Source organism: Salmonella sp. HY31 (assembly GCF_042604575.1).
GTDB lineage: Bacteria > Pseudomonadota > Gammaproteobacteria > Enterobacterales > Enterobacteriaceae > Salmonella > Salmonella diarizonae.
The window spans coordinates 1,562,566-1,587,085 of record NZ_CP170479.1 but is presented as its reverse complement, the minus strand read 5'-3'; the positions used below and the strand labels follow the sequence as shown (position 1 = coordinate 1,587,085).

Annotated in this window: 21 protein-coding genes; 11 read left to right on the top strand and 10 right to left on the bottom strand. The window is 52.5% G+C overall.

Annotated elements, in window-relative coordinates; genetic code table 11:
• Window positions 1-31: 31 nt before the first annotated feature.
• Genes fruA through fruB form a run of 3 tightly spaced genes read right to left on the bottom strand, consistent with a single transcriptional unit; the run spans window position 32 to window position 3,805 of the window.
• Window positions 32-1,720, bottom strand: a complete 1,689-nt coding sequence (gene fruA / locus ACE15A_RS07330; RefSeq protein ID WP_053510470.1) for a PTS fructose transporter subunit IIBC — start codon at window positions 1,718-1,720, stop codon at window positions 32-34.
• A gap of 16 nt (window positions 1,721-1,736) precedes the next feature.
• Window positions 1,737-2,675 (bottom strand): 1-phosphofructokinase, encoded by a 939-nt coding sequence (gene fruK / locus ACE15A_RS07325; RefSeq protein WP_023248338.1) that lies wholly within the window; start codon window positions 2,673-2,675, stop codon window positions 1,737-1,739.
• Window positions 2,675-3,805 (bottom strand): fused PTS fructose transporter subunit IIA/HPr protein, encoded by a 1,131-nt coding sequence (fruB, locus tag ACE15A_RS07320; RefSeq protein WP_023248339.1) that lies wholly within the window; start codon window positions 3,803-3,805, stop codon window positions 2,675-2,677. The genes fruK and fruB overlap by 1 nt, the downstream gene beginning before the upstream one ends.
• A gap of 368 nt (window positions 3,806-4,173) precedes the next feature.
• On the opposite strand from fruB, the gene setB reads away from it, so the two are divergent.
• A complete protein-coding gene (gene setB / locus ACE15A_RS07315; protein WP_000551941.1) occupies window positions 4,174-5,355 on the top strand; it encodes a sugar efflux transporter SetB in 1,182 nt (393 codons plus the stop codon).
• A gap of 47 nt (window positions 5,356-5,402) precedes the next feature.
• Here the strand turns inward: setB and ACE15A_RS07310 are convergent, their stop codons facing one another.
• The 3 genes from ACE15A_RS07310 to ACE15A_RS07300 form a co-directional block, all read right to left on the bottom strand.
• Window positions 5,403-6,086 (bottom strand): GNVR domain-containing protein, encoded by a 684-nt coding sequence (locus tag ACE15A_RS07310; protein WP_023248341.1) that lies wholly within the window; start codon window positions 6,084-6,086, stop codon window positions 5,403-5,405.
• 1 nt (window position 6,087) lies between these two features.
• A complete protein-coding gene (locus ACE15A_RS07305) occupies window positions 6,088-6,210 on the bottom strand; it encodes a hypothetical protein (RefSeq protein WP_053510472.1) in 123 nt (40 codons plus the stop codon).
• A 387-nt stretch (window positions 6,211-6,597) separates the two neighbouring features.
• On the bottom strand, window positions 6,598-6,852 hold the full coding sequence (locus ACE15A_RS07300; RefSeq protein WP_023248343.1) for a YkgJ family cysteine cluster protein: 255 nt from the start codon (window positions 6,850-6,852) through the stop codon (window positions 6,598-6,600).
• A gap of 309 nt (window positions 6,853-7,161) precedes the next feature.
• Here ACE15A_RS07300 and yeiP point away from each other — a divergent pair, with 309 nt between their 5' ends.
• On the top strand, window positions 7,162-7,734 hold the full coding sequence (yeiP, locus tag ACE15A_RS07295; RefSeq protein ID WP_001136822.1) for an elongation factor P-like protein YeiP: 573 nt from the start codon (window positions 7,162-7,164) through the stop codon (window positions 7,732-7,734).
• 48 nt (window positions 7,735-7,782) lie between these two features.
• On the opposite strand, the gene torD is transcribed toward yeiP, so the two are convergent.
• Genes torD through torC form a run of 3 tightly spaced genes read right to left on the bottom strand, consistent with a single transcriptional unit; the run spans window position 7,783 to window position 12,043 of the window.
• Window positions 7,783-8,412, bottom strand: a complete 630-nt coding sequence (gene torD, locus ACE15A_RS07290) for a molecular chaperone TorD (protein ID WP_053510475.1) — start codon at window positions 8,410-8,412, stop codon at window positions 7,783-7,785.
• Window positions 8,402-10,900 carry a trimethylamine-N-oxide reductase TorA gene (gene torA, locus ACE15A_RS07285; RefSeq protein WP_053510476.1) on the bottom strand — a complete coding sequence of 833 codons (2,499 nt, stop codon included), beginning with the start codon at window positions 10,898-10,900 and terminating at the stop codon, window positions 8,402-8,404. The genes torD and torA overlap by 11 nt, the downstream gene beginning before the upstream one ends.
• A 9-nt stretch (window positions 10,901-10,909) precedes the next feature.
• Window positions 10,910-12,043, bottom strand: coding sequence for a pentaheme c-type cytochrome TorC (gene torC, locus ACE15A_RS07280; RefSeq protein WP_053510481.1), 1,134 nt, complete (start codon window positions 12,041-12,043; stop codon window positions 10,910-10,912).
• A gap of 166 nt (window positions 12,044-12,209) precedes the next feature.
• On the opposite strand from torC, the gene ACE15A_RS07275 reads away from it, so the two are divergent.
• The 9 genes from ACE15A_RS07275 (at window position 12,210) to yejF (ending at window position 24,095) form a co-directional block, all read left to right on the top strand.
• Entirely contained in the window at window positions 12,210-13,688 is a 1,479-nt protein-coding gene (locus ACE15A_RS07275; RefSeq protein WP_053510483.1) for a PLP-dependent aminotransferase family protein, read from the top strand.
• 119 nt (window positions 13,689-13,807) lie between these two features.
• Entirely contained in the window at window positions 13,808-14,794 is a 987-nt protein-coding gene (locus ACE15A_RS07270) for a GTP-binding protein (protein ID WP_023248348.1), read from the top strand.
• A gap of 28 nt (window positions 14,795-14,822) precedes the next feature.
• Window positions 14,823-15,542, top strand: coding sequence for a phosphatase PAP2 family protein (locus ACE15A_RS07265; RefSeq protein ID WP_053510486.1), 720 nt, complete (start codon window positions 14,823-14,825; stop codon window positions 15,540-15,542).
• A gap of 411 nt (window positions 15,543-15,953) precedes the next feature.
• Complete coding sequence (gene mepS, locus ACE15A_RS07260) at window positions 15,954-16,526, top strand: bifunctional murein DD-endopeptidase/murein LD-carboxypeptidase (RefSeq protein WP_053510488.1); 573 nt, start codon at window positions 15,954-15,956, stop codon at window positions 16,524-16,526.
• 374 nt (window positions 16,527-16,900) lie between these two features.
• A complete protein-coding gene (locus ACE15A_RS07255) occupies window positions 16,901-18,457 on the top strand; it encodes a cyclic di-GMP phosphodiesterase (RefSeq protein ID WP_053510490.1) in 1,557 nt (518 codons plus the stop codon).
• Window positions 18,458-18,563: 106 nt separating this feature from the next.
• The gene (locus ACE15A_RS07250; protein ID WP_053510495.1) at window positions 18,564-20,375 is read left to right on the top strand and encodes an extracellular solute-binding protein; all 1,812 of its coding nucleotides are present in this window, start codon (window positions 18,564-18,566) and stop codon (window positions 20,373-20,375) included.
• 9 nt (window positions 20,376-20,384) lie between these two features.
• On the top strand, window positions 20,385-21,479 hold the full coding sequence (locus ACE15A_RS07245; RefSeq protein ID WP_000501623.1) for a microcin C ABC transporter permease YejB: 1,095 nt from the start codon (window positions 20,385-20,387) through the stop codon (window positions 21,477-21,479).
• The gene (locus ACE15A_RS07240; RefSeq protein WP_001137762.1) at window positions 21,479-22,504 is read left to right on the top strand and encodes an ABC transporter permease; all 1,026 of its coding nucleotides are present in this window, start codon (window positions 21,479-21,481) and stop codon (window positions 22,502-22,504) included. The genes ACE15A_RS07245 and ACE15A_RS07240 overlap by 1 nt, the downstream gene beginning before the upstream one ends.
• Before the next feature lies 1 nt (window position 22,505).
• Window positions 22,506-24,095 (top strand): microcin C ABC transporter ATP-binding protein YejF, encoded by a 1,590-nt coding sequence (gene yejF / locus ACE15A_RS07235; protein WP_053510507.1) that lies wholly within the window; start codon window positions 22,506-22,508, stop codon window positions 24,093-24,095.
• 3 nt (window positions 24,096-24,098) lie between these two features.
• Here yejF and ACE15A_RS07230 read toward each other — a convergent pair whose 3' ends face one another.
• A complete protein-coding gene (locus ACE15A_RS07230; RefSeq protein WP_023248354.1) occupies window positions 24,099-24,443 on the bottom strand; it encodes a YejG family protein in 345 nt (114 codons plus the stop codon).
• Between the last annotated feature and the right edge of the window lie 77 nt (window positions 24,444-24,520).

Genomic DNA, 24,520 nt, shown 5'->3' with positions numbered 1-24,520 from the left:
AGCGCGCTCTGCCTTTTTTAGCGTGTATCTCTTATGCCGCTTTTGCCGCGACTTCCGTCTCCGGACGTTTTATGACGGCATAAGCCAGCCCTGCTACCAGCGTACCGGCTACAATCGCCAGCAGGTATCCCAATACCGGCGTAATTGCGCCTGGGATAAGCAGAACAAACAGACCGCCATGCGGCGCCATCAATTTTGCGCCTACCGCCATAGAAATAGCCCCGGTCAACGCGCCGCCAACGATACAGCACGGTAGTACACGCATCGGATCGCGTGCGGCAAACGGAATAGCGCCTTCAGTGATAAAGCACAGCCCCAGTACCAACGCCGCTTTACCGCCCTCCTGCTGCGCTTTGTCGAACTTACGACGCGCCACCATCGTCGCCAGACCCAGCGCTAACGGCGGTACCATACCTGCGGCCATGATCGCCGCCATCGGCGCGTAAGTTTGCGTACTCAGCAGACCAACGCCAAACGCATACGCCGCTTTGTTCACCGGGCCGCCCATGTCGGTACACATCATCCCGCCGAGAATCGCGCCCAACAGCACCGCGTTTGCGGTCCCCATGGTTTGCAGCCAGTGGGTCAGCCCTTCCAGAATCCCGGCAACCGGTTTACCGATCAGGTAAATCATCGCCAGCCCCACCACCAGACTGGAAATTAACGGAATGATCAGGATCGGCTTCAGCGCTTCCATACTTTGCGGAAGTTTCAGTTTGGTACTGATAAGCTTCGCCATATACCCGGCAAGGAAGCCGGCAATGATCCCGCCGATAAAACCGGAACCGGTACTAACCGCCAGCATACCGCCAATCAGACCCGGCGTAAGGCCTGGACGATCCGCGATGGAGAAAGCGATATAACCCGCCAGTACCGGCACCATCAGCGCAAATGCCGAACCGCCGCCAATCTGCATCAGCGCCGCCGCCAGCGTGCCCGGCTCCTTAAAGGCTTCAATACCAAAGGCAAAGGAAAGCGCGATACACAGCCCCCCGGCAACCACCATAGGCAGCATGTAAGAAACGCCCGTCAACAGATGCCGATACGCGCCAGCGCTCTCTTTCTTCCCTTCGGTCGCCGCTTGCGATGCCTTACCCGCCGGTTGATACGGCGTCGCTTCCGCTACGGCTTTATCCAGCTCCTGCGCCGTCTTTTTCAGCGCCAGGCCGGTCGATGTGCGGTACATCGGGAGACCGGCAAACTTCGCCAGATCCACTTCGATATCCGCCGCCACAATCACTAAATCCGCTTCCGCCACCTCTTCCGGGGTGATGGCATTGCCGGCCCCCACGGAGCCGCGTGTCTCGACTTTTACCCACCAGCCGCGTTTTTTCGCTTCTGTTTCAATGGCTTCAGCCGCCATAAAAGTATGGGCGACGCCGGTCGGGCAGGCCGTTACCGCTACCACGCGTTTCGGACCGCCGCTCGCCGCAGGAGCAGCCGCAGCAGGGGCGTTGTAAGGGGTCGCATGGCTTTTGGCTTCACTCAGAAACAATTCCGGATGCGCGACGGCGCGACCAATATCCCCCAGCCAAACCTTTTTGCCGTTCAGAGCATTGTCGTTCGGCAGAGATTCGCCCAGCACGATCGCCAGCTCAGCATCATTCGGATTGTCGATAATTTCCAGATTTGCTTTATGCGCCGCCGCTCCAAGCAGGGTTTTCGCCATGTAAGCGCGAGCCTGGCCGAGATTAGCGTCAATTATCAGCAGCGTTTTCATTATGCCTCTCCTGCTGTCAGTTAAACGGTTGTAAGTCGACGCGCGCCATCATTGCGGCCAACTGAGGACGATCGGTAATACCTACATTGCTCTGGCTGACCGCCAGCGCGGCAACCGCCGTCGCCAGACGCAGCGTATGTTCGCTGGACTCGCGCATCAGCAGGCCGTAAATCAATCCGCCAACCATGGAATCGCCCGCGCCGACGGTACTTACCACGTCAACCGCCGGTGGTTTAGCGATCCATTCTCCCGAGGCGTTAACCCACAGCGCCCCTTCCGCTCCCAGCGAAATCACCACATGGGCGATCCCCTGTTCGCGTAACGCGTGCGCCGCATCAATCACATCTTTCATTTCCGGGAGCTTACGACCCGCCCAAATTTCCAGTTCGCGGCGATTCGGTTTCACCAGCCACGGCGCAGCTTTAAGACCAGCGACTAAGGCTTCACGGCTACTATCAAAGATAATGCATGGACACTGGCTGCGCAGACGCGTCATCCAGTCGGTGAACGCTTCCGGACTCACGCCAGCCGGTAAGCTACCGCTGACGCAGACCATATCGAACTGACCCAGCCAGCTCAGGGAGTCGTTAACAAAGCGTTCCCAGTCTGCAGGGGTCACGTCAAAGCCGGAAAAGTTGAAGTCGGTCACTTCGCCATCTTTTTCCGTCAGCTTCACGTTGATGCGGGTCCGTCCCTGAACCACCTGAAAGCGGTTAGCGATACCCAGTTCGCTGAACAATTGCTGAAAACCGTCCTGGTTATCTTTACCGAGGAAACCACCGACGGTGACGTCGATGCCTAAGTCTTTCAGCACCCTGGCAACGTTGATGCCTTTGCCCGCCGCGTGCAGGCCCGTGGTTTTCACCAGGTTCACTTCGCCGCGTTCAATTTCAGGACAAAACCCGACCAGATCATAAGCCGGATTAAGGGTGATGGTGGCGACACGTCTGCTCATTATGCACCCTCCCCGAGACCGGCGGCGATCGCATCGCCAATCGCTTTCAGCGCCTGTTCAGCATCTTCACCCTGCGCGGTAAAGCGCAGACGATGGCCTTTCTTCACGCCTAACGCCACCACTTTCATCAGACTACGTCCGTTTGCCGGCTTGCCGGTTCCATCAAGGTTTGTCACGGTAATTTCACTGTTAAATTGTTTAATCGTATTCACCAGCATGGTGCCCGGACGGGCATGGAGGCCATGCTCATTACGCACTACAAATTCCGCGCTCAGTACATCGTCAGTCAGCGCATCATCACTGGTCAGCAACGCCAGCAGCGTCGCGGCGTCCGCGTTCAGCAGACGATCGGCTTTATTGTCCAGCAACAGGTCGCCGAGGCGTTTTAACACGGCAATCGGCTGCTCGTCGTTCATCGCGACAGTGACTAATAAGGCCGCTTTTTCACCCTCTACGTCAAACGCCTGTGTCGCACGGCTTACTGCAACAGCGCTGCGCAAATTGCCTTCCGCGCTATCGTTCAGCCAGATGCCTTGTCCCAGATTCATCGGACTATCGTTAATCGTTTTTGCGACGAACGCGGCATCAACCGCTCCCGCCTCTTTCAAACGCGCCGCATTTAGCGCCTGCAATGTGACCAGCGAGCTGGCGATGACATCCAGCATCATCGTCTCGTTATCAAGTTTTAATTGTTCACTTTGCTTCTCGCCCATCAGCAATGCGCGCAGCTCTTCCGCCGTTGTCGCGGATTTCAACTGTTCAGCCACGGAGTCATCGCTCAACACATGCGTCAACTGACGCAGCAGGCCGAGGTGTTCGTCCGAACTGGCGGCAATACCAATCGCCACGTAGGCGACCTGACCTTCTCCCCAGGTAACGCCCTGCGGGAATTGAAAAACCTGCACGCCGGTTTTCAGCACCTGATCGCGCGTATCTGTTGTGCCATGGGGAATCGCAATACCATTGCCAAGAAAGGTCGAGGTTTGCTGTTCGCGCGCCAGCATACCGTCAACGTAGCCGCTCGCCACATTCCCCGCCTGCGCTAACGCGGCGGCGATTTGCCGAATAGCCTCTTCTTTATTTCCGGCCTGCTCGCCCGGATGAATGTCCTGAACCGATAACTGGAACATGTGTCTCCTCTCCTGCTGAATTGAAACGATTCAGCCAATATGAGAAAAAAGGCGCCAATCTGGCTTATCAAAAAAACAAGATAGCGCTGAAACGTTTCAATAAGTCTGGATCTTTCTGCTTCAGCACGCAAGAAAAGTTGCCGGGTTTATGGTGATTTTTTGAGGTATAGCACATTTTTTCCCCAATAAACGCTCAAGAGCTGACGCAAAAAAGGCTTCAGCACTTTTCTTTCAGCTACCGTCAGCACGTACTGGTAACAAATTGAAATGCTATTTTGATTTTTCGTGTCGATTTTGATTCAGACACCTGTTTATTTTCTGACGGGCAGCGTAAACTCCGCCTCTCTTCACATCACTGATAAAGAAACATGCACAACAGTCCCGCCGCCGCTGCGCCTAAATCGTTCGACCTGACGTCTACCGCCTTTTTGATCGTGGCTTTTCTCACCGGTATTGCCGGTGCGTTACAGACGCCGACGCTCAGTATTTTTCTGACGGATGAGGTTCACGCCCGCCCCGGTATGGTGGGATTCTTTTTTACTGGCAGCGCGGTTATCGGCATTATCGTGAGCCAGTTTCTGGCGGGTCGCTCAGATAAAAAAGGCGATCGCAAAAAACTGATCGTTTTCTGTTGTGTGCTGGGCATGTTGGCCTGCGTGCTGTTTGCCTGGAACCGTAACTACTTTATTTTGCTGTTCATCGGGGTCTTTCTCAGTAGCTTCGGCTCTACCGCCAACCCGCAGATGTTTGCGCTGGCCCGTGAACATGCCGATCGTACCGGTCGTGAAGCGGTGATGTTCAGCTCAATCCTCCGCGCCCAGGTCTCATTGGCCTGGGTCATTGGGCCACCGCTGGCCTATGCGCTGGCGATGGGTTTTAGCTTTACGGTGATGTATTTGAGCGCGGCGGTAGCTTTTATCGTCTGCGGCGTCATGGTGTGGCTGTTTTTACCGTCAATGCGCAAAGATGCGCCGCTGGCAACCGACGTGCTGGAAGCGCCGCGTCGTAATCGCCGCGATACGCTGTTGCTGTTTGTCATCTGTACGCTAATGTGGGGGACTAACAGCCTGTATATCATTAACATGCCGCTGTTTATCATCAATGAGCTGCATCTTCCGGAAAAACTTGCAGGCGTGATGATGGGTACCGCAGCCGGACTGGAGATTCCCACAATGCTGATTGCAGGTTACTTCGCCAAACGGTTGGGGAAACGCCTGTTAATGCGCATCGCCGTTGTCGCCGGACTGTGCTTTTATGCGGGTATGTTGCTGGCGCACGCGCCGGCGACGTTGCTCGGCTTGCAGTTGTTGAACGCGATTTACATTGGCATTCTCGGCGGAATTGGGATGCTCTATTTTCAGGATCTGATGCCGGGTCAGGCGGGTTCTGCTACCACTCTGTATACCAATACCATACGCGTCGGCTGGATCATTGCCGGTTCGCTGGCAGGAATAGCGGCAGAAATCTGGAATTACCATGCGGTCTTCTGGTTTGCGTTAGTGATGATTGTCGCCACAATGTTCTGCCTGGCGCGTATTAAAGATGTTTAACTCGCAAGCCTAATACTTTTGCTATTCGACGCATTTCAGCGCAGGGTTTATCTCTGCGCGATGTTCCCTACGCTGTCCTTCACTGTCTTTTTCTCAACACGATATTCTGTTAGCGCCCTTTTACATAAAAGAGTAGCTATTGAAAAAATGAAGCCCATCAGCCCGCAAAGGGCCAACACTAGGCGCATCTTATATTGTGGCGTAATAGCAACATCTATCACTTCAATGTTGGCATTATTTTTAACTGCCTCCGACAGCAATGATAGTTTTGCATATGTTTCCGTTTGTAACATATTTTTATGCAAACTATAGCGTTTAATATCACCATCATCGATATACCATGCCGCCATTTTATCAACGCTATTTCTCAGTGTGGAAATAATATTATTGATGCTTTCCTCTCTCCCCTGCGCCTTAAAAAGGATAAGTTGATTTTTCGCCTCGAAGCTTATTTTGTTTTTATACTCCGCAGGCAAAAAGCGGCTAAACCGATTAAGAATAACCGTTACTTTACATTGAATATCATTGATATAGCCGCATAACGCATAGGTAGCAGGCGTATCCAGATTGGGTTTAATTTTAATACTCACAACCCTGGTATCGTGTTGCAAGTTCACAAAAACATAACCAATGGCAACAAAAATAAGGGTAGTCATTACAATACTTAACCATTTTCTTATAAGAAAAAAAGAAACATCGACTAAATCAATTTCACTATTTTCACCCTGCATTTCACATCCCTTTTAAAACGCTAATTGTCAGCCAGGACACTAAAATAACAAAAAGCAACACCAGAGTAAAAATAAACGCCCTGGCTGCGAACGTATATTTCTTCATAAGATAAAACCCGTCCATAAGAATGTGAGTATTTTAAAAGAAAATAACAATACATTCACACTGGTTATATCGATCGGTGAAACCACCAATGATAGGTATAAACTATCGAATTTTCAATATTGATCGTTGTGAATAATTAAAATAGATCGAAACCCCTTGTTTTAATAGTCAAAGGCTATCATATAAATAAAATTGATCGTTTTTGCTTTGTGTGGCAGCTTATTCAGTACACGTTCAGGCGCCGACGACCATGAGCGGCAGTATTTACCGCTTCAGAAGCCACGAAATAAGGGAAGCATGTATTACGCCATTTAACGGTAAAAGGAGGTAATTTGATGTTCAGCTTTTGCAGACTATTTCAGGATATAACGCAAACCCCTACGCGTTTACCAAAAGCGGTTTATCTCATGGTAAGGTTTGCTGTTCGAGTTCCAGCAAATAAATCATTGCCTCTTCCCGGGTCGTTAAACACATATCTCTTGCCGGTTGTAGGCCTGAACACACTTTTGGGCGTAAAGGTGAGCCAAAGATAAGGCACAAGTTATCTTCCGAAAGCTGCACGCATCGAGTATTCATCGGCTTGCCATTCGGCATTCCGGGTATCGGCGACGAAATTGAAGGCGCAATACAGCAAGCGCCACAACCGCTACGACAATCCATGCTCGATCCCTCTATTTATAACCAAATGAAAGATAACAGAATTTGCCCAAAGCAAAATCCAGACTTAAAATGTGGACGTCATCATGAGCAGGTCTGCTCTCAGACATTCCGGAAACAGAAGGGACAACACAGCGCATCCACCATCCGGGCGACATGCCATCGCGTATTCTCGTTGAACGCGGAGCTGAAGCGGGCGAACAGTATCACCTTTTTTGCCCCAGCAAAAGTGACAATTCCACTTGCCTGAACGGCCCGGCGCGAGTAGTTTGACGCGATATTTTAGATAATCTCTACAACAGGATCTCCTCGATGCCAAGAGCGAACGAAATCAAAAAGGGTATGGTACTGAACTACAACGGCAAGTTGCTGATTGTGAAAGATATCGATATTCAGTCGCCTACCGCCCGTGGCGCCGCCACACTGTATAAAATGCGTTTTTCCGATGTCCGCACCGGTCTGAAAGTGGAAGAACGTTTCAAAGGCGACGATATCGTTGATACCGTCACCCTGAGCCGTCGCGGCGTTGACTTTTCTTATGTCGATGGCAACGAATATGTGTTCATGGATAAAGAAGACTATACGCCGTATACCTTCACCAAAGATCAGATTGAAGAAGAGTTGCTGTTTATGCCTGAAGGCGGAATGCCGGATATGCAGGTTCTGACCTGGGACGGCCAACTGCTGGCGCTGGAGCTTCCGCAGACCGTGGATCTGGAAATCGTCGAAACCGCGCCGGGTATTAAAGGGGCGTCAGCCAGCGCACGTAACAAACCCGCTACCCTGAGCACCGGTCTGGTGATTCAGGTTCCCGAATACCTGAGCGCAGGTGAGAAAATCCGTATTCATATCGAAGAGCGCCGTTATATGGGACGCGCGGATTAAGTTTCGCGTTTTTCGGCTGCGCCCCAGGGCGCAGCCTGCCCCTTTTCTTTAGTGGTTTCGACAGTCAACGTCATCCATTAACAGTGATTGCAGATACTGCGCATCCTCGCGCATAAAATGCACCATCATCACTACGGCGAGAACATAAAATCCCCTGGCGTCCCGTTGCTGGCAGCTCGCCATAAAAAGCGGCGCCCAACACAGAATATGGTGTTGCAAAAAATAGTATTGCGTCGCCACTGGCGCTTCCCTGCTGACCTGTTCCGCCATTAACGCCAACTGAATCGCAATATGATCGGAGGCTTCATTTTCTCGTGGCGCCAGTTCTTGTTCCACCAGTAGCGCATTCATCTGCCGCCGCTCTTGCGCTGGCGTAGTATGAGGATAATGTCCGGCATACGGCGAGACGCCCACTGGCGGCGCCAACAAAAACAGCGAGGCGAAGTCTGCCGCCAATTCTTGCGCCCGCGCTGCGCGCTGCAAAACGCGCGTCAGGCTACGTTCAAATCCTTTGATGTCGGAAGCCAGGCCAGGAATGGCGGAGAGCGAAGCAATCCAGACTCGGCTCTCCTGACTGCCAAGCGCGGCCAACTGCGCCTCACTCAGCTCCTGAAACAGCAGTTGCGAAAACCACTGATATATCGCCGCGCGCCGTGAGGTAAGAGGACTATGCCGCATTTTCGCCCTCCTCTTTTACCGTATCCGGACCGCCGAATCCCGTCACGTCAGGCGCCTGCGGCTGATAGCGTTCCACCTCCACCAAAACCGTGTGGGCAGATGGCCCCTGCGCCAGTTGCGACGTGGCGACGTCCGCGCTCAGAACATTGGGATCGCCGTAAGTACACAGCGTTCCCGCCTTGCCGCCTTTCTGCGGAGAATACCAGGCACCCTCGTGAATACGAATGACGCCGGGGACATAATCGGCGCTAATCACCACGCCCGCCAGCACCTGGCCGCGGTCATTAAAAACGCGCGCGATATCGCCGGCTTTCAGCCCGCGCGCCCGGGCATCCTGCTCACACATATAAAGCGGCTCCCGCCCTGCGACGGCGTACGTTTTGCGAAACGCGTCGCTGGAACAAAGTTGAGAATGAAGCCGTTTATCCGGATGGCAGGATTGCAGATGTAGCGGATATTTTGTTTTCGCTTTGCTGTGGCTGCGTTCGAACGGCTCCATCCAGACGGGATGCCCGGGACAATCCGCATAGCCAAATCCGGCTATCGTCTTACTGAAAATTTCGATTAATCCCGAAGGCGTTCCGAGCGGGTTCAGGTCAGGCTGCTCGCGAAACTCGCTATGGCGCACCCACGGCTGCCCCGCCGGATATTCAATGTAGCCTTCGCCCTGCCAGAAGCTGTCGAAATCCGGCAGAGTAACGCCCAGCGCCGCCCCGGTTTTCACCCCTTCATCATAAATAGCATTAATCCACTGCATTTCATCGCGATTTTCGCGGTACGCCGCCTCGCGATCGAAGCGTTTGCACAACCCGGCGAAAATATCAAAATCATGCCGCGCCTCGAATTGCGGTTTGACCACCTGATGCAACGCCATCAGACCTTTATTCGAATGCGTGCCGAACTGTTCAATATCATTACGTTCAAAGCGCGTAGTGACAGGCAATACGATGTCGGCGAAACGGCAGGAGGCGGTCCACTGATGGTCCAGCACCACCACCGTTTCCAGCTTCTCCCAGGCCTCAATCATACGGTTGCGATCCTGCTGCGCATGAAACGGATTCGCCGCGCTATAAATCGCCATTTTGATATCCGGGTAGGTTAATGTCTCTCCGTTAAAGGCGATTTTTTTACCCGGCGTCAGCAGACAATCGACAATTCGCGAAGTGGGAATATGTTCTGACGCGCCGCGAAAATCCGGCTTATATTTTGCCGCTGGCGGATTAGCAATACTGCCAAGCCCGGACAGCACCGGCCCCGCGGAAGTCACGGTCCCGCCGCCGTTATAGTGCCAGCCAAATCCAACGCCGCCGCCGGGCAGACCGATTTGTCCGACCATACTGGCAAGCACCACCAGCATCCACGGATACTGTTCGCCGTGATGCATCCGCTGTACGCACCAGCCGCCCATAAACTGCGTACGCCCACTGACCAATATGCGGGCGAAATCCCGGATGTTTTCCGCGCTCAGGCCGCAAATTTCCGCCGCCCACTGCGCATCTTTCGGTTGCTTATCCGTCGTTCCCAATAAATAAGGCAGGAACTGCTCAAAACCGACGGTGTAATCATTAATAAAATTCACATCGTAACGTTTCTCGACATACAGGGTGTGCGCTACCCCCAGCATCAGGGCGACATCCGTTTGCGGACGCAGCGGTAACTGTTCACAATTAAGATAGTTTTGCGTCTTGCTTCGCACCGGATCGACGCTAATCACGCGTATTTTTCCTTGCGCCACCGCCTCTTTTATCTGCGCCCAGTAGCCGAACGCATCGTGATCGGGCACCAGAAATTCGATCTGCAAATTTTTGATCGGATCACAGCCCCACAGCACAATAGTCTGGCTATGTTCAATCACCAGCGGCAGCGAGGTTTGTTGCTCATAAACTTCCAGTGAGCCAATGACATGCGGCAGAATCACCTGCGCTGCGGCCGCAGAATAGTCGCCAACAGTGGTCACATAGCTCCCATGTAGCCCCAGCCCTCTATCCATCGCTCCGCCAGCCTTATGATATTTCCCCACCATTTGCCAGTCGGCAAGGCCGGTAAACACGCCGGAAGATCCGTAGGTTTTTTGTACCCGCTCCAGCTCCTCATAAAAAAGATCTAACGCCCGATCCCAACTTACACGCACAAAACGATTATCGCCCCGCTGGCGACGATCGGATTTTTCACGCTGACGCAGCCAGTCAAGCCGGACCATCGGATAGCGAACGCGTGAAGGGTTATACACCACCTCGCGAACGGCGTTGAGCATATCGCAGGGATATTTATCCTGTTTGAATGGCCGGGTCGCAACCCACTCGCCATTCATCACTTTTGCTTCAAAAGCACCAAAATGCGAGCCGGACTGAATCCAGTGTTCAGGATTTTCACCGGCAGCCCACGCTTTTTTGATCAGCGGGGACGGCGCAAGCGCGCTGGCGGCGCCCACCGCCAGCATAGCGGTCAGAAAACGTCGACGCGACGCGTTAATCTCTTGGCTATCCATAACTTCTCCTCATTTTTTCTCGGATGTGGTCACATCGCTGGCATGGGTCTGGAGGTATTTCAGCAACGTGCGCTCTTCCACCGGGTTAAGCCGGTAATAGGTGGACATGGCTTTCAATCCGGCTATCCAGCCGTTGGCGGTATAACGGGTCGGCGGCGGCGTGCTATGGCAGGCGCTACAGGTGGATTGCAGCATTTGATCGGCATACTGCCAAAGCGGATCGACGTTATTGATAAATCCCGTTGCGGGACTCCAGGCGGTGACGCTCACCTGCTGCCACTGCTGATGAGATTCAGGATCGATCTGCGTTTGCAGCACTTTGACGTTGTCCATCAGCGTGGCATCCAGTACGGCGGAAAACACGCGCTTGCCCCTGAATTGGGTGATCACTCGCCCGCGGCCTTTACTTTCCCGCCAGCCGGTCACTTCCACCAGAAAGTTACCTTTCTCTCTTTTCAGTACTTTCACCGGCGTTGCCGGGAAAAGCAGAGCTTTCCCGACTGGCGCTCCGGGCGCGGCGGTAAGCGCGTTTTCACTTAGCGTGTACAGCGTGTCGGTATCCGCCTGGGCTTCACCCTGGCGTAGCAATTGTTGATAACGCTCGCGAAAACCGCTGCTCATATCCGGTTTGTGGTGCGCTATTCCTTTGTGACAATCGATACAATTGCTGTTTTTCGCCGCGGCAGCGGACATTTGCGCCGCGGCGTTAGCGGATTGCTTCGCGTGATCCATTGCCTCATAGCGATGACAGGATTTGCAGGTCGCCGAATTGTTGGCGCTCATCCGTTGCCATTCGCGCTGCGCCAGCTCCGCGCGTTTCCCGGCAAATTTTTCAGGCGTATCGATCGAAGGGGAGATAAAGGTGTGGTAAAGATCGTTTAACGCTTCGGTTTTACGCACCAGTGTCGGCACAATGCCGGGGGGAATATGGCAATCTTTGCACTCAGCGCGCACGCCAGAGGCGTTACGAAAATGCGTACTGCTGCGATATTCCTCGCCGACGGTGCGCATTGCATGGCACGATAAACAAAACTCCGTCGTACTGGTGTAATGCACCCCCTGCCAGGTTCCCGCAATAACAAGCACCATCGCCGCCGCGCCGCCAAATCCCCACCATAGCGCGCTCTTTTTTATCCACGACATATCTGCCTCCATTATTTTAATACCGGCACGCTAAGCGATATTAAAAAACGAAAATAGAGACACCCGTGGTGAATGATAGGAACACGCTTCACACTATGAGGCGCATCAAAATAACCGGCTTGCGTAATTCGTAATATACCGTTAGCGCAATAATGAGGAATCTCTTATGCTGTCATTATCTCTGAACAGGGAAAGCACCACGCCGCTGCAATTACAAATATTTCAATATTATTTTCAGGCCATTCAGCACGGCGATTTACTTTGCGGCGATAAGCTTCCCTCCATTCGCGAACTGGCGCTGCGGTTAAATGTGGCGAAAATAACGGTGGTGATGGCTTATGAAAAATTAACGGCGGCAGGGTATATCAAAAGCCGACGAGGAATTGGCTATGAAGTTATCTTTACCGCCCCGTTACGCAGCATCCAGCCTGCTATGCTTTCTGTGACGGGCTCCCCTCCGCCTACCCCAGGGCCGCCAGGCGTAGCCAGCGACGTGTATAGCGAGCAAGGGCGGGAGATCTATTGCCGTATAGGCATTCCCGATCCTAACGCGTTTCCCTGGTCAAGCTGGCGCAAGTGGAATAATGTGCCGGCACTGCAAAAAGAACAATTAATGACCAGATATCATTCACCAAGTGGATTATTTTCACTCCGTGAACAAGTGGTTCGCTATCTTAATTTGTCCAGAGGTATTAATACCTCGCCGGACAATATCATTATTACCAATGGTATTCAGGAAGGACTCTCCCTTCTCAGCCAAATATTTATTCTACACCAGGCGCAGCAGCGGCAAGAAAAATGTCATATTGTGACGGAATCCCCTTGTTATTCCGGCGCCTGGCATCTTTTTAATTATTACGGCGCCGCCGTTACGCCTGTCGCAGTCGATCGACAAGGCATTTGTACCGATAAATTACCTGAATGTAACACCCAACTTTGTTACGTCACGCCAGCGCATCAGTATCCGCTGGGCTATACGCTTTCGTTGGCGCGGCGAGAGGCCTTGTTAAGCTGGGCGCTGCGCGTCGGCACTTATATTATTGAAGACGATTATGATGCGGTCTTCACATACAGCGATAATCCCTTGCCTGCGCTGAAAGCGATGGATTATCACGATCGGGTCATTTATACCGGCACCTTTTCTAAAACGCTGGGGCCAGGGGTGCGTCTTGGCTACCTCATCTGCCCGGACGCGCTGCTTCCCGCCCTGCAAAATATGAAAGCGCTGAGCAATAATGGCAGTCAGTGGCTGCTACAACAGTTTTTAGCGGAGCTGATGCAAAACCAGGTTTTTTATACTCACATCAGTAAACTGGCCTGCCAGTATGCCGCCCGCCAGGCGCTATTACGTACGGGCCTGACAACGCTTTTTAGCGAAGGGGAAATTGGCGGCGCATCCGCAGGGCTGCATCTGTCGTTGCGCATCCCGTGGCCCGCGGCGGTCGTCGCGCAGCTACGCCAGCGCTGTCTGCGCGCTGGTATTTGCTTCGATACGTTGATGGAGATAGAAAACGGCTCCGAAATCGCCTGGCGAAAAGAGAATCACGAAACAGTGATGCTTTTTGGCTTTGGCGGTCTGCCAATACAGCAAATCCGCAGGGTACTGGCTGTCCTGCAACAGGAAAGAGAAGCGTTAAAAAGTTAACATTTTCTGCTCTTAAGAGGGGAGAAGTACGACTTTGTCAACTCGCCTCTTCTCTTTTTCACATTTCTTCGCCAGGATTATTGAAAGTTGTTATGTTGTATCAATACTCTGGAGCTAACGTGACCAAAACCAATCTTATTACTGGATTTCTCGGTAGCGGAAAAACAACCTCTATCCTTCATTTATTAGCCCATAAAGATCCGGCTGAAAAGTGGGCCGTCCTGGTCAATGAATTTGGCGAAGTGGGTATTGACGGCGCGCTACTTGCCGACAGCGGCGCACTGCTAAAAGAGATCCCCGGCGGCTGCATGTGCTGCGTCAACGGGTTGCCTATGCAGGTGGGGCTCAACACGCTGCTGCGCCAGGGCAACCCTGACCGGTTGCTGATTGAACCGACCGGTCTGGGACACCCAAAACAGATTCTGGATTTATTGACTGCGCCGGTTTATGAGCCGTGGATTGATTTACGCGCCACGCTCTGCATCCTGGACCCTCGCCTGCTACTGGACCAACAGAGCGTCGCCAATGAAAATTTCCGCGATCAGCTCGCCTCAGCCGATATTATCATCGCCAATAAAACCGACCGAGCCACGGCGCAGAGCGATGCCGCCCTGCAACAGTGGTGGCAACAGTACGGCGGCGATCGTCAACTGATTCATGCCGAACATGGACAGATAGACGGTAAGCTTCTGGATTTACCGCGACAAAATCTGGCGAAACTGCCGGCCAGCGCCGCGCATTCTCACACTCATGCCAGTAAAAAAGGACTCGCCGCGCTAAATCTACCCGCACAGCAGCGCTGGCGACGCAGCCTCAATAGCGGACAGGGTCATCAGGCCTGCGGCTGGATTTTCGATGCCGATACCGTGTTTGACACCATTGGCCTACTCGAATGGGCGCGTCTGGCGCCGGTGGGCCGGGTGAAAGGCGTTATGCGCATACAAGAGGGGCTGGTACGCATCAATCGCCAGGGCGATGACCTGCACATCGAAACACAGAGCGTTGCGCCGCCGGACAGCCGGGTTGAACTTATCTCAAACACAGAAACCGACTGGAATACGTTACAGACGGCCTTGTTGAAGCTTCGTTTAGCGACGCACGCGTAAGGTTGCCACCGTTTAAAACTATGGCGAAATGACGATGAAAACCCGCTATCCCTTGATAATTCTACTTAATGTCGCCGGTCTGGCGCTGTTTTTGTCATGGTATCTTCCCGTCAATCACGGTTTCTGGTTCCCCATTGATTCTGGCATATTCCACTTCTTTAACCAGAAACTGGTGGAAAGCCACGCGTTCCTCTGGTGGGTCGCCATTACCAATAAGCGAGCGTTTGACGGCTGTTCGCTGCTGGCGATGGGGGGGCTGATGCTCAGTTTCTGGCTGAAAGAAAGCGCGTCGGGTCGGCGGCGCATTGTGATAATCGGGTTGGTCATGCTGTTAACAGCGGTGCTGCTTAACCAGCTCGGTCAGGCGTTGATCCCCGTCAAGCGTGCCAGCCCAACGCTCTCTTTTGAGCATATTTATCGCGTCAGCGAGTTGCTGCACATCCCGACAAAAGACGCGTCAAAAGATAGTTTCCCGGGCGATCACGGTATGATGCTGCTGATATTTTCCGCCTTTATGCTGCGTTATTTCGGCAAAATGGCGGGGATTATCGCCCTTATTATATTTGTGGTTTTCGCGTTTCCGCGCGTTATGATTGGCGCTCACTGGTTCACCGATATTGCGGTCGGTTCGCTCACGGTTATTTTGATTGGCCTCCCCTGGTGGCTGATGACCCCGCTCAGCGACCGGGCGATAGCGCTTTTTGAGAACTATCTTCCGGGCGGAAATAAACAAATTTTAAACAAATAGCCCGTGTAATTAACATTACCTTCAGCGATACTTTTGCATCGTTGAAGGTAATTTATGATGATCCCCCCCGCCTATCATCTTTTGGTCATATTATTCCTCTGCAAAATGAACAGATTGCCCACTTTTTAAACGATTTGCACTTAATTTGACCAGTCCTGATGGCTCACTTTTCGTATCATAAATTCTTATAAAAAATCACGCGAAATCGCTCGCAATGACAGCAACGATCGGGTAATCTCAAATTCGTTTTGCCTCGCCAGATAATTATTCTCATTGCGAATAAATTTGTGCGTTCCGCCACAGATTTGTGCTCAAAGAATTGTCTCAAGCTGTGCAGGTAATTAGTCTCATCACGTTTGGCATTTTTATAACGATATTTATCGTTAAGGACTTCAAGGGAAAACAAACAACATGGTCAAATCTCAACCGATTTTGAGATATATCTTGCGCGGGATTCCCGCGATTGCAGTTGCGGTTCTGCTTTCTGCTTGTAGCACGACCACCAATACCGCAAAGAATATGCATTCTGAGACGCATGCTGTGGGCAATAGCGATAGCTCTTCACTGCAAGCCTCTCAGGATGAATTTGAAAGCATGGTGCGTAACCTCGACGTTAAGTCGCGGATTATGGATCAGTATGCTGACTGGAAAGGCGTGCGTTATCGCCTGGGCGGCAGCACTAAGAAAGGCGTCGACTGTTCCAGCTTTGTACAACGCACCTTCCGGGAACAGTTTGGTTTAGAGCTTCCGCGCTCAACCTATGAACAGCAGGAAATGGGCAAAGCAGTGTCACGCAACAACCTGCGTACGGGCGATCTGGTTCTGTTCCGCGCCGGCTCCACTGGTCGTCATGTCGGTATTTATATCGGCAATAACCAGTTTGTCCATGCGTCTACCAGTAGCGGCGTCATTATCTCCAGTATGAACGAACCGTACTGGAAAAAACGTTACAACGAAGCGCGTCGAGTTCTGAGCCGCAGTTAATCTTCGTCAGGCAGCACTTCCCTTGGCTTACCTGATGAGACGATATCAAAAGCACTGCTTCGGCAGTGCTTTTGCTTATTATCCCTTCTGAATCCGTTTTGCAGAATAGCGTATTCGGCCTGGCAGAATACACCGCCAGGCGACGATATACCGGATGGCGACGCGTGGCGTCTTATCCGGTCTACAACACACGAACATAGGCCTGATAAGCATAGCGCCATCAGGCATTCAGGTCGTATCACCCAGCCACTACTGTGGCAATACGCTTTCCTGCGCATCACAGAAAAGCATGACTATACGGGGTAATCCAGGCTATAGTCTTATAAATCAACCAGTTTAACCGGCATCCGCCCTTTCAGGTCACACCAGGAATTATGCTTACACGCGACTCCTCTTCCGGTCGGAAAATCCTGCTTACCTGTATCATTACGGGGATGGCGGCAGCATTACTTATTGGTAGCCTGCAATTTTTCCTGTCGTGGCATAAACGGGATGTTAAATACAATACGCTCCTTTCTGATGTACAACATTATCTTGTCAGCTATTTCGCCGACCTGAAAGCCACCACCGATATTCTTCAGCCGTTGACGATCAACACCTGTCAGCAGGTTGGCGCAGAACTCACCTCAAGAGCCGCTTTTAGCCTCAATGTGCGCGCCTTCTTATTGATTAAAGATAAAAAAGTCTTCTGTTCTTCCGCCACTGGCGTCATGAATATGCCGCTTCAGCAACTGGTACCGGAGATAGATATCCGTAAAAACGTTGATATGGCGATTCTGCCCGGCACGCCAATGATGCCCAACAAACCGGCAATGGTGATTTGGTATCGAAATCCATTATTAAATGACAGCGGCGTATTCACATCGCTGAATATTAACCTGACGCCCTACTTACTCTATACCACGCGCCAGGACGATTTTAACGGCATCGCTCTGATTGTCGGCAATACCGTGCTGTCGACCTTTTCTTCGCGTCTGCTGACCGTCGCGGAGCTGCCAGGCACGCCATCACGACAGGCAACCATCAGCGGCCTGCCGCTTAAAATACAGCTTTATGCCGATAGCTGGACCTACAATGATTTGTGGTATGCGTTGATGCTGGGCTGTATTAGCGGCATCGTGGCGGGGTTTATCTGTTACTTTATCTATGCCCTCCGGACGCGACCAGGCAAAGAGATTTTAACGGCAATCAAACACGAGCAGTTTTATGTGGTTTATCAGCCCGTCGTCGATACTCGTACGCTGAGCGTCACCGGGCTTGAAGTCTTACTACGCTGGCGTCACCCTACGGCAGGAGAGATTCCGCCGGATGCCTTTATCCACTATGCCGAAGCGCAGCAACTTATCGTACGGTTAACGCAGCATCTGTTCGAGCTGATCGCCCGCGACGCTCCCACGCTACAGAAGGTGATGCCCGTCGGCGCCAAATTTGGCATTAACATCGCGCCGGAACATCTGCACAGCGACAGTTTTAAAGAGGATATGCACCGGCTCAGGGACGCCCTGCCCGCGCGCCATTTTCATATTGTGCTGGAAATCACTGAACGCGATATGCTTCAGCAGCATGAAGCGGCCAAGCTGTTCGAATGGCTGCATTCCGCCGGGTTTGAAATCGCCGTGGATGATTTCGGTACAGGCCATAGCGCCCTGATCTATCTGGAGCGATTTACGTTAGATTATCTGAAAATTGATCGCGGCTTTATCCAGGCGATCGGCACGGAAACCGTCACGTCGCCGGTTCTGGATACCGTGCTGACGCTCTCCAGGCGCCTGAATATGCTGACGGTGGCCGAGGGCGTTGAAACGCCGGAGCAGGCCCGTTGGCTACGCGATCATGGTGTTAATTATTTGCAGGGGTACTGGATTAGCCGTCCTTTACCCCTTAAAGATTTCGTGCTGTGGATGTCGGCGCCTTCTGTGCCTGAATGGTAGTCCCCTTATGGTTTTAACGGATTCACATCAGACGCGACGTCACTTATTATTCAGCGAGACGCCTGTTGGCTTGCAACAGACGATACGATAAGGAAACCGCCTTCAGATGATTGCGCGCGTAATGCTTCTGCTTGTCGCCCTGGTTAGCGCTGGTGCCCAGGCCCAAGCCCAGGCGATCAAAGAAAGCTACGCTTTTGCCGTACTCGGCGAACCTAAGTATGCTTTTAACTTTGATCACTTTGATTATGTGAATCCTGCTGCGCCGAAAGGCGGTCAAATGACGCTTTCCGCTATTGGCACGTTCGATAATTTCAACCGCTACTCGCTGCGCGGCAATCCCGGCGTACGTACCGAAGCCCTTTACGATACGCTTTTTACCACCTCGGATGATGAACCCGGAAGCTATTATCCACTGATTGCCGACCATGCCCGCTATGCCGCCGACTATTCCTGGGTGGAAATTACGATTAATCCCCGCGCCCGTTTTCACGATGGTACGCCCATTACCGCCCGCGATGTGGTCTTTACTTTTCATAAGTTTATGACCGAAGGTGTACCGCAGTTTCGTCTGGTCTATAAAGGCACTACCGTGAAGGCGATTGCGCCTTTAACCGTGCGAATTGAGCTGGCGAAGCCTGGTAAAGAAGACATGCTTAGCCTGTTTTCATTACCGATCATGCCCGAAAAATTCTGGAAAAATCACAAACTCAGCGATCCGCTTTCAACGCCTCCCTTAGCCAGCGGGCCATACCGGATTACTCAGTGGAAAATGGGCCAGTACATTGTCTATTCACGCGTCAAAAACTACTGGGCGGCTAATCTGCCGGTCAATCGTGGACGTTTTAACCTCGACACTATCCGCTACGATTACTACCTTGATGACAATGTCGCTTTCGAAGCGTTTAAAGCGGGCGCATTTGATCTACGGCTGGAAAACGATGCTAAAAACTGGGCGACGCGCTATATCGGTAAAAATTTCGATAATCATTACATCATTAAAGAAGAGCAGAAAAACGAGTCGGCGCAGGACACTCGCTGGCTGGCCTTTAACATTCAGCGCCCGGTATTTAAAGACCGACGGGTACGTGAAGCCGTCACCCTGGCCTTCGATTTTGAGTGGATGAATAAAGCGCTGTTCTATAATGCCTGGAGCCGAACCAACAGTTACTTCCAGAATACCGAATACGCCGCCAGAAATTACCCTGACGCCGACGAACTGGTATTACTCGCGCCGATGAAAAAAGATCTTCCTCCTGAAGTCTTCACTCAGATCTATCAGCCGCCGGTCTCTAACGGCGACGGCTACGATCGCGAAAATCTTCTTAAAGCTGACGCCTTGTTGACGCAGGCCGGATGGGTGATCAACGGACAGCAACGGGTCAATAGCGTCACCGGTAAGCCTCTGACGTTTGAACTTCTCCTTCCTGCCAGCAGTAATAGCCAGTGGGTTCTGCCCTTCCAGCATAATCTTCAGCGTCTGGGCATTACGATGACTATCCGTCAGGTTGATAATTCTCAACTCACCAATCGGATGCGTAGCCGCGACTATGACATGATGCCGAGGCTATGGCGGGCGATGCCCTGGCCCAGTTCCGATCTACAAATCTCATGGGCGTCGGAGTACATTAACTCCAGTTATAACGCTCCCGGCGTACAAAGCCCGGTGGTTGATAAACTGATCGCGCAAATTATCGCAGCGCAGGGTGATAAAGCGAAACTGGTGCCGCTGGGACGGGCGCTGGATCGCGTGCTGACCTGGAACTATTACATGCTGCCGATGTGGTATATGGCGCAAGACAGGCTCGCCTGGTGGGATAAATTCTCCCATCCGGCGATTCGCCCGGTATATACCATCGGGTTAGATACCTGGTGGTATGATGTCAACAAAGCCGCCAAACTACCGGCAGCCAGGAGGTAGCGAGAACGAATGGGCGCCTATCTTATCCGCCGTCTGTTACTGGTGATCCCCACGCTATGGGCCATTATTACCATTAACTTTTTTATCGTGCAGATCGCTCCCGGCGGCCCTGTCGACCAGGCGATTGCCGCAATTGAGTTTGGTCAGGGCGGCGCGTTGCCCGGCGCCAGCGGCGAAGGCGTTCGCGCCAGTCATGCGCAAACCGGCGTCGGCAATATCAGCGACAGCCATTATCGCGGCGGCCGAGGGCTCGATCCGGAGGTGATCGCGGAGATCACCCATCGCTACGGCTTCGACAAACCGCTGCATGAGCGTTATTTCAAGATGCTACGGGACTATCTCTCTTTTGACTTCGGCGACAGTCTGTTTCGCAGCGCATCCGTACTGACGCTGATCAAAGATAGTCTTCCCGTCTCTATTACCTTAGGTTTATGGAGTACGCTGATTATTTATCTGGTGTCTATCCCGCTGGGGATTCGCAAAGCCGTCCATAACGGCAGCCGCTTTGATGTGTGGAGCAGCGCGTTTATCATTATCGGTTATGCGATCCCTGCCTTTCTGTTCGCTATTTTATTAATCGTCTTTTTTGCCGGCGGCAGCTACTACGATATCTTTCCGCTGCGTGGCCTGGTCTCCGCCAACTTTGACACGTTACCGTGGTACCAGAAAATCACCGATTATTTGTGGCATATTACGCTACCGGTGTTGGCGACCGTCATTGGCGGTTTTGCCGCCCTGACGATGCTGACGAAAAATTCGTTTCTCGACGAGGTACGTAAACAGTATGTCGTTACCGCTCGTGCTAAAGGCGTTAGTGAAAAAAACATTCTCTGGAAACACGTATTTCGTAACGCCATGCTGTTGGTCATCGCCGGTTTTCCCGCCACCTTTATCAGTATGTTTTTTACCGGATCGCTGCTGATTGAAGTCATGTTCTCGCTCAACGGCCTGGGACTGCTGGGTTACGAAGCCACCGTTTCGCGCGACTATCCGGTGATGTTCGGTACGCTTTATATCTTTACCCTGATTGGCTTATTACTGAATATCCTGAGCGATATCAGCTATACGCTGGTCGATCCACGCATTGATTTTGAGGGACGATAATGCCGCGATTAAGCCCGGTCAATCAGGCGCGCTGGGCGCGTTTCCGCCATAATCGCCGGGGCTACTGGTCGCTATGGATTTTTTTGGTCGTATTCAGCCTGAGCTTATGCGCGGAACTGATTGCTAACGATAAACCATTGCTGGTGCGCTATGAAGGCCAGTGGTATTTTCCGCTGGTGAAAAATTACAGCGAGCGCGATTTCGGCGGCCCGCTGGCGACAACAGCGGATTATCAAGACCCCTGGCTACAACGGCAGCTTGAGAATAGGGGCTGGGTGTTGTGGGCGCCCGTACGTTTTGGCGCCAATACCATTAACTTTGCCACTACACAACCTTTCCCCTCCCCGCCTTCGGCGAAAAACTGGCTGGGCACCGATGCGAATGGCGGCGACGTTTTCGCCCGCATCCTGTACGGCACCCGCATTTCTATTTTATTCGGCCTGATGTTAACGATTTGCTCCAGCGTCATGGGCGTACTGGCGGGCGCGTTACAGGGCTATTATGGCGGCAAAGTCGATTTATGGGGACAACGTCTCATTGAAGTCTGGTCGGGGATGCCGACCCTGTTTCTGATCATTTTACTTTCCAGCGTGGTGCAGCCTAACTTCTGGTGGCTGCTGGCTATAACCGTGCTGTTTGGCTGGATGAGTCTGGTGGGCGTCGTGCGCGCCGAGTTTTTACGGACCCGCAATTTTGACTATATCCGCGCCGCGCAGGCGCTTGGCGTCAGCGATCGTGACATTATCCTGCGTCATATGTTGCCTAATGCGATGGTCGCTACCCTGACATTTTTACCGTTCATTTTATGTAGTTCCATCACTACTCTGACGTCGCTGGATTTTCTGGGATTCGGTCTGCCGCTTGGCTCTCCTTCTCTCGGCGAACTTCTCTTACAGGGGAAAAACAACTTACAGGCACCCTGGCTGGGGATCGCCGCCTTTCTGTCTGTCGCCATTCTGTTATCGCTGCTGATTTTTATTGGCGAAGCGGTACGCGACGCCTTTGATCCTGCCAGGGCGGTATAAGATGACATCTCCATTGCTTGCAATTGAAAATTTATCGGTAGGTTTCCGTCAGCAACAGAACGTGCGTCCTGTCGTTAACGCCATCTCGTTACAGGTGAACGCCGGGGAAACGCTGGCGCTGGTCGGCGAGTCCGGGTCAGGAAAAAGCGTGACGGCGCTTTCCATTCTGCGTCTTTTGCCTACCCCTCCCGTCGTCTACCTCTCCGGCGATATTCGTTTTCACGGCGAATCATTGCTTCATGCCAGCGAGCAGACGCTACGCGGCGTGCGCGGCAATAGAATCGCCATGATTTTTCAGGAACCGATGGTTTCACTTAACCCGCTTCATACGCTGGAAAAACAGCTCTATGAAGTACTGTCGCTCCATCGGGGAATGCGTCGGGAGGCGGCAAGGGCTGAGATTATCAATTGTCTCGATCGGGTCGGCATCCGCCAGGCGACTCAGCGTCTGCGCGATTATCCTCATCAGCTTTCCGGCGGCGAGCGCCAGCGCGTCATGATCGCCATGGCGCTGTTAACACGGCCGGAATTACTTATCGCCGATGAGCCGACCACCGCCCTCGACGTCTCCGTACAGGCGCAGATTTTACACCTGCTGCGGGAACTCCAGCGCGAGCTCAATATGGGATTGCTGTTTATCACCCATAATCTCAGCATTGTAAAAAAACTGGCGGATTCGGTGGCGGTAATGCAATACGGCAATTGCGTAGAGTACCAACGCGCCGACACGCTGTTATCCGCGCCGACTCATCCGTACACGCAAAAACTACTCAACAGCGAACCCGCAGGCGATCCGGTCCCTCTCCCCGCCGGGCAGGCGCCATTGCTGGAAGTGGACAGGCTGCGTGTCGCCTTCCCGATCCGCAAAGGCATTCTGAAGCGCGTCGTGGATCATAATGTGGTGGTTAACAATATCAGTTTCACCCTGCATCCAGGCGAAACGCTGGGTCTGGTCGGCGAGTCAGGGTCGGGGAAAAGTACCACCGGTCTGGCGCTGTTACGGCTTATCCACTCCGAAGGCCGCATCGTATTTGACGGTCAATCGCTGGATACGTTAAACCGCCGCCAGCTTTTACCTGTTCGCCACCGTATCCAGGTCGTATTTCAGGACCCGAATTCATCGCTAAACCCGCGTTTAAACGTCTTGCAAATTATCGAAGAAGGCTTGCGCGTCCACCAGCCCACGCTTTCAGGCGCGCAGCGCGAACAGCAGGTGGAAGCGGTCATGATGGAAGTCGGCCTGGACCCGGAAACGCGGCATCGTTATCCCGCTGAGTTTTCCGGCGGCCAGCGTCAACGTATCGCCGTCGCCAGGGCGCTGATTTTAAAACCGTCGCTTATCATTCTGGATGAACCGACCTCATCGCTGGATAAAACCGTTCAGGCGCAGATTCTTGCTCTCCTGAAATCGCTACAGCAAAAGCATCGTCTGGCCTATATCTTCATTAGCCACGATCTGCAGGTAGTCCGCGCGCTGTGTCATCAGGTTATCGTGCTGCGGCAGGGGGAAGTCGTTGAACAGGGGCAATGCGAGCGCGTGTTTACCGCACCGCAACAGGCGTATACGCGTCAGCTACTCGCGTTAAGCTGACGCTTAAAAAGGATTATGGTTAGAAAAAGGTTCCGCTATCGCCACGCCGAAATTTTTCAACCGGCAGGTGGCGGCGAACTCATCCTGACGATTAACGAACAGGCATGGTTCCCCTTCGCACTCCAGCACGGAGCAAGGGACTTCAATATCGCTTAGCGCCTGGCTGAGCTTATGCATCACCGACCACGCGCTATCGCCTGCCGGACTCAACAGTTTAAGCGCCACCAGACTATTCTCGGTGCTCTGCCCGTTTTGCGGAATCGGTTCAACCTTTGACCCCGCGAAACCCGCCGACCAGCGATAGTTTTGCGGCAGGCGATGAACAATTGAGAGCTGTAATGTATTCACTTTCTTTCCCCGGAAGCACAATTACTTCACAATTTATTTACATCAATATTAACACATCATTGACAATCCGTCCTTAA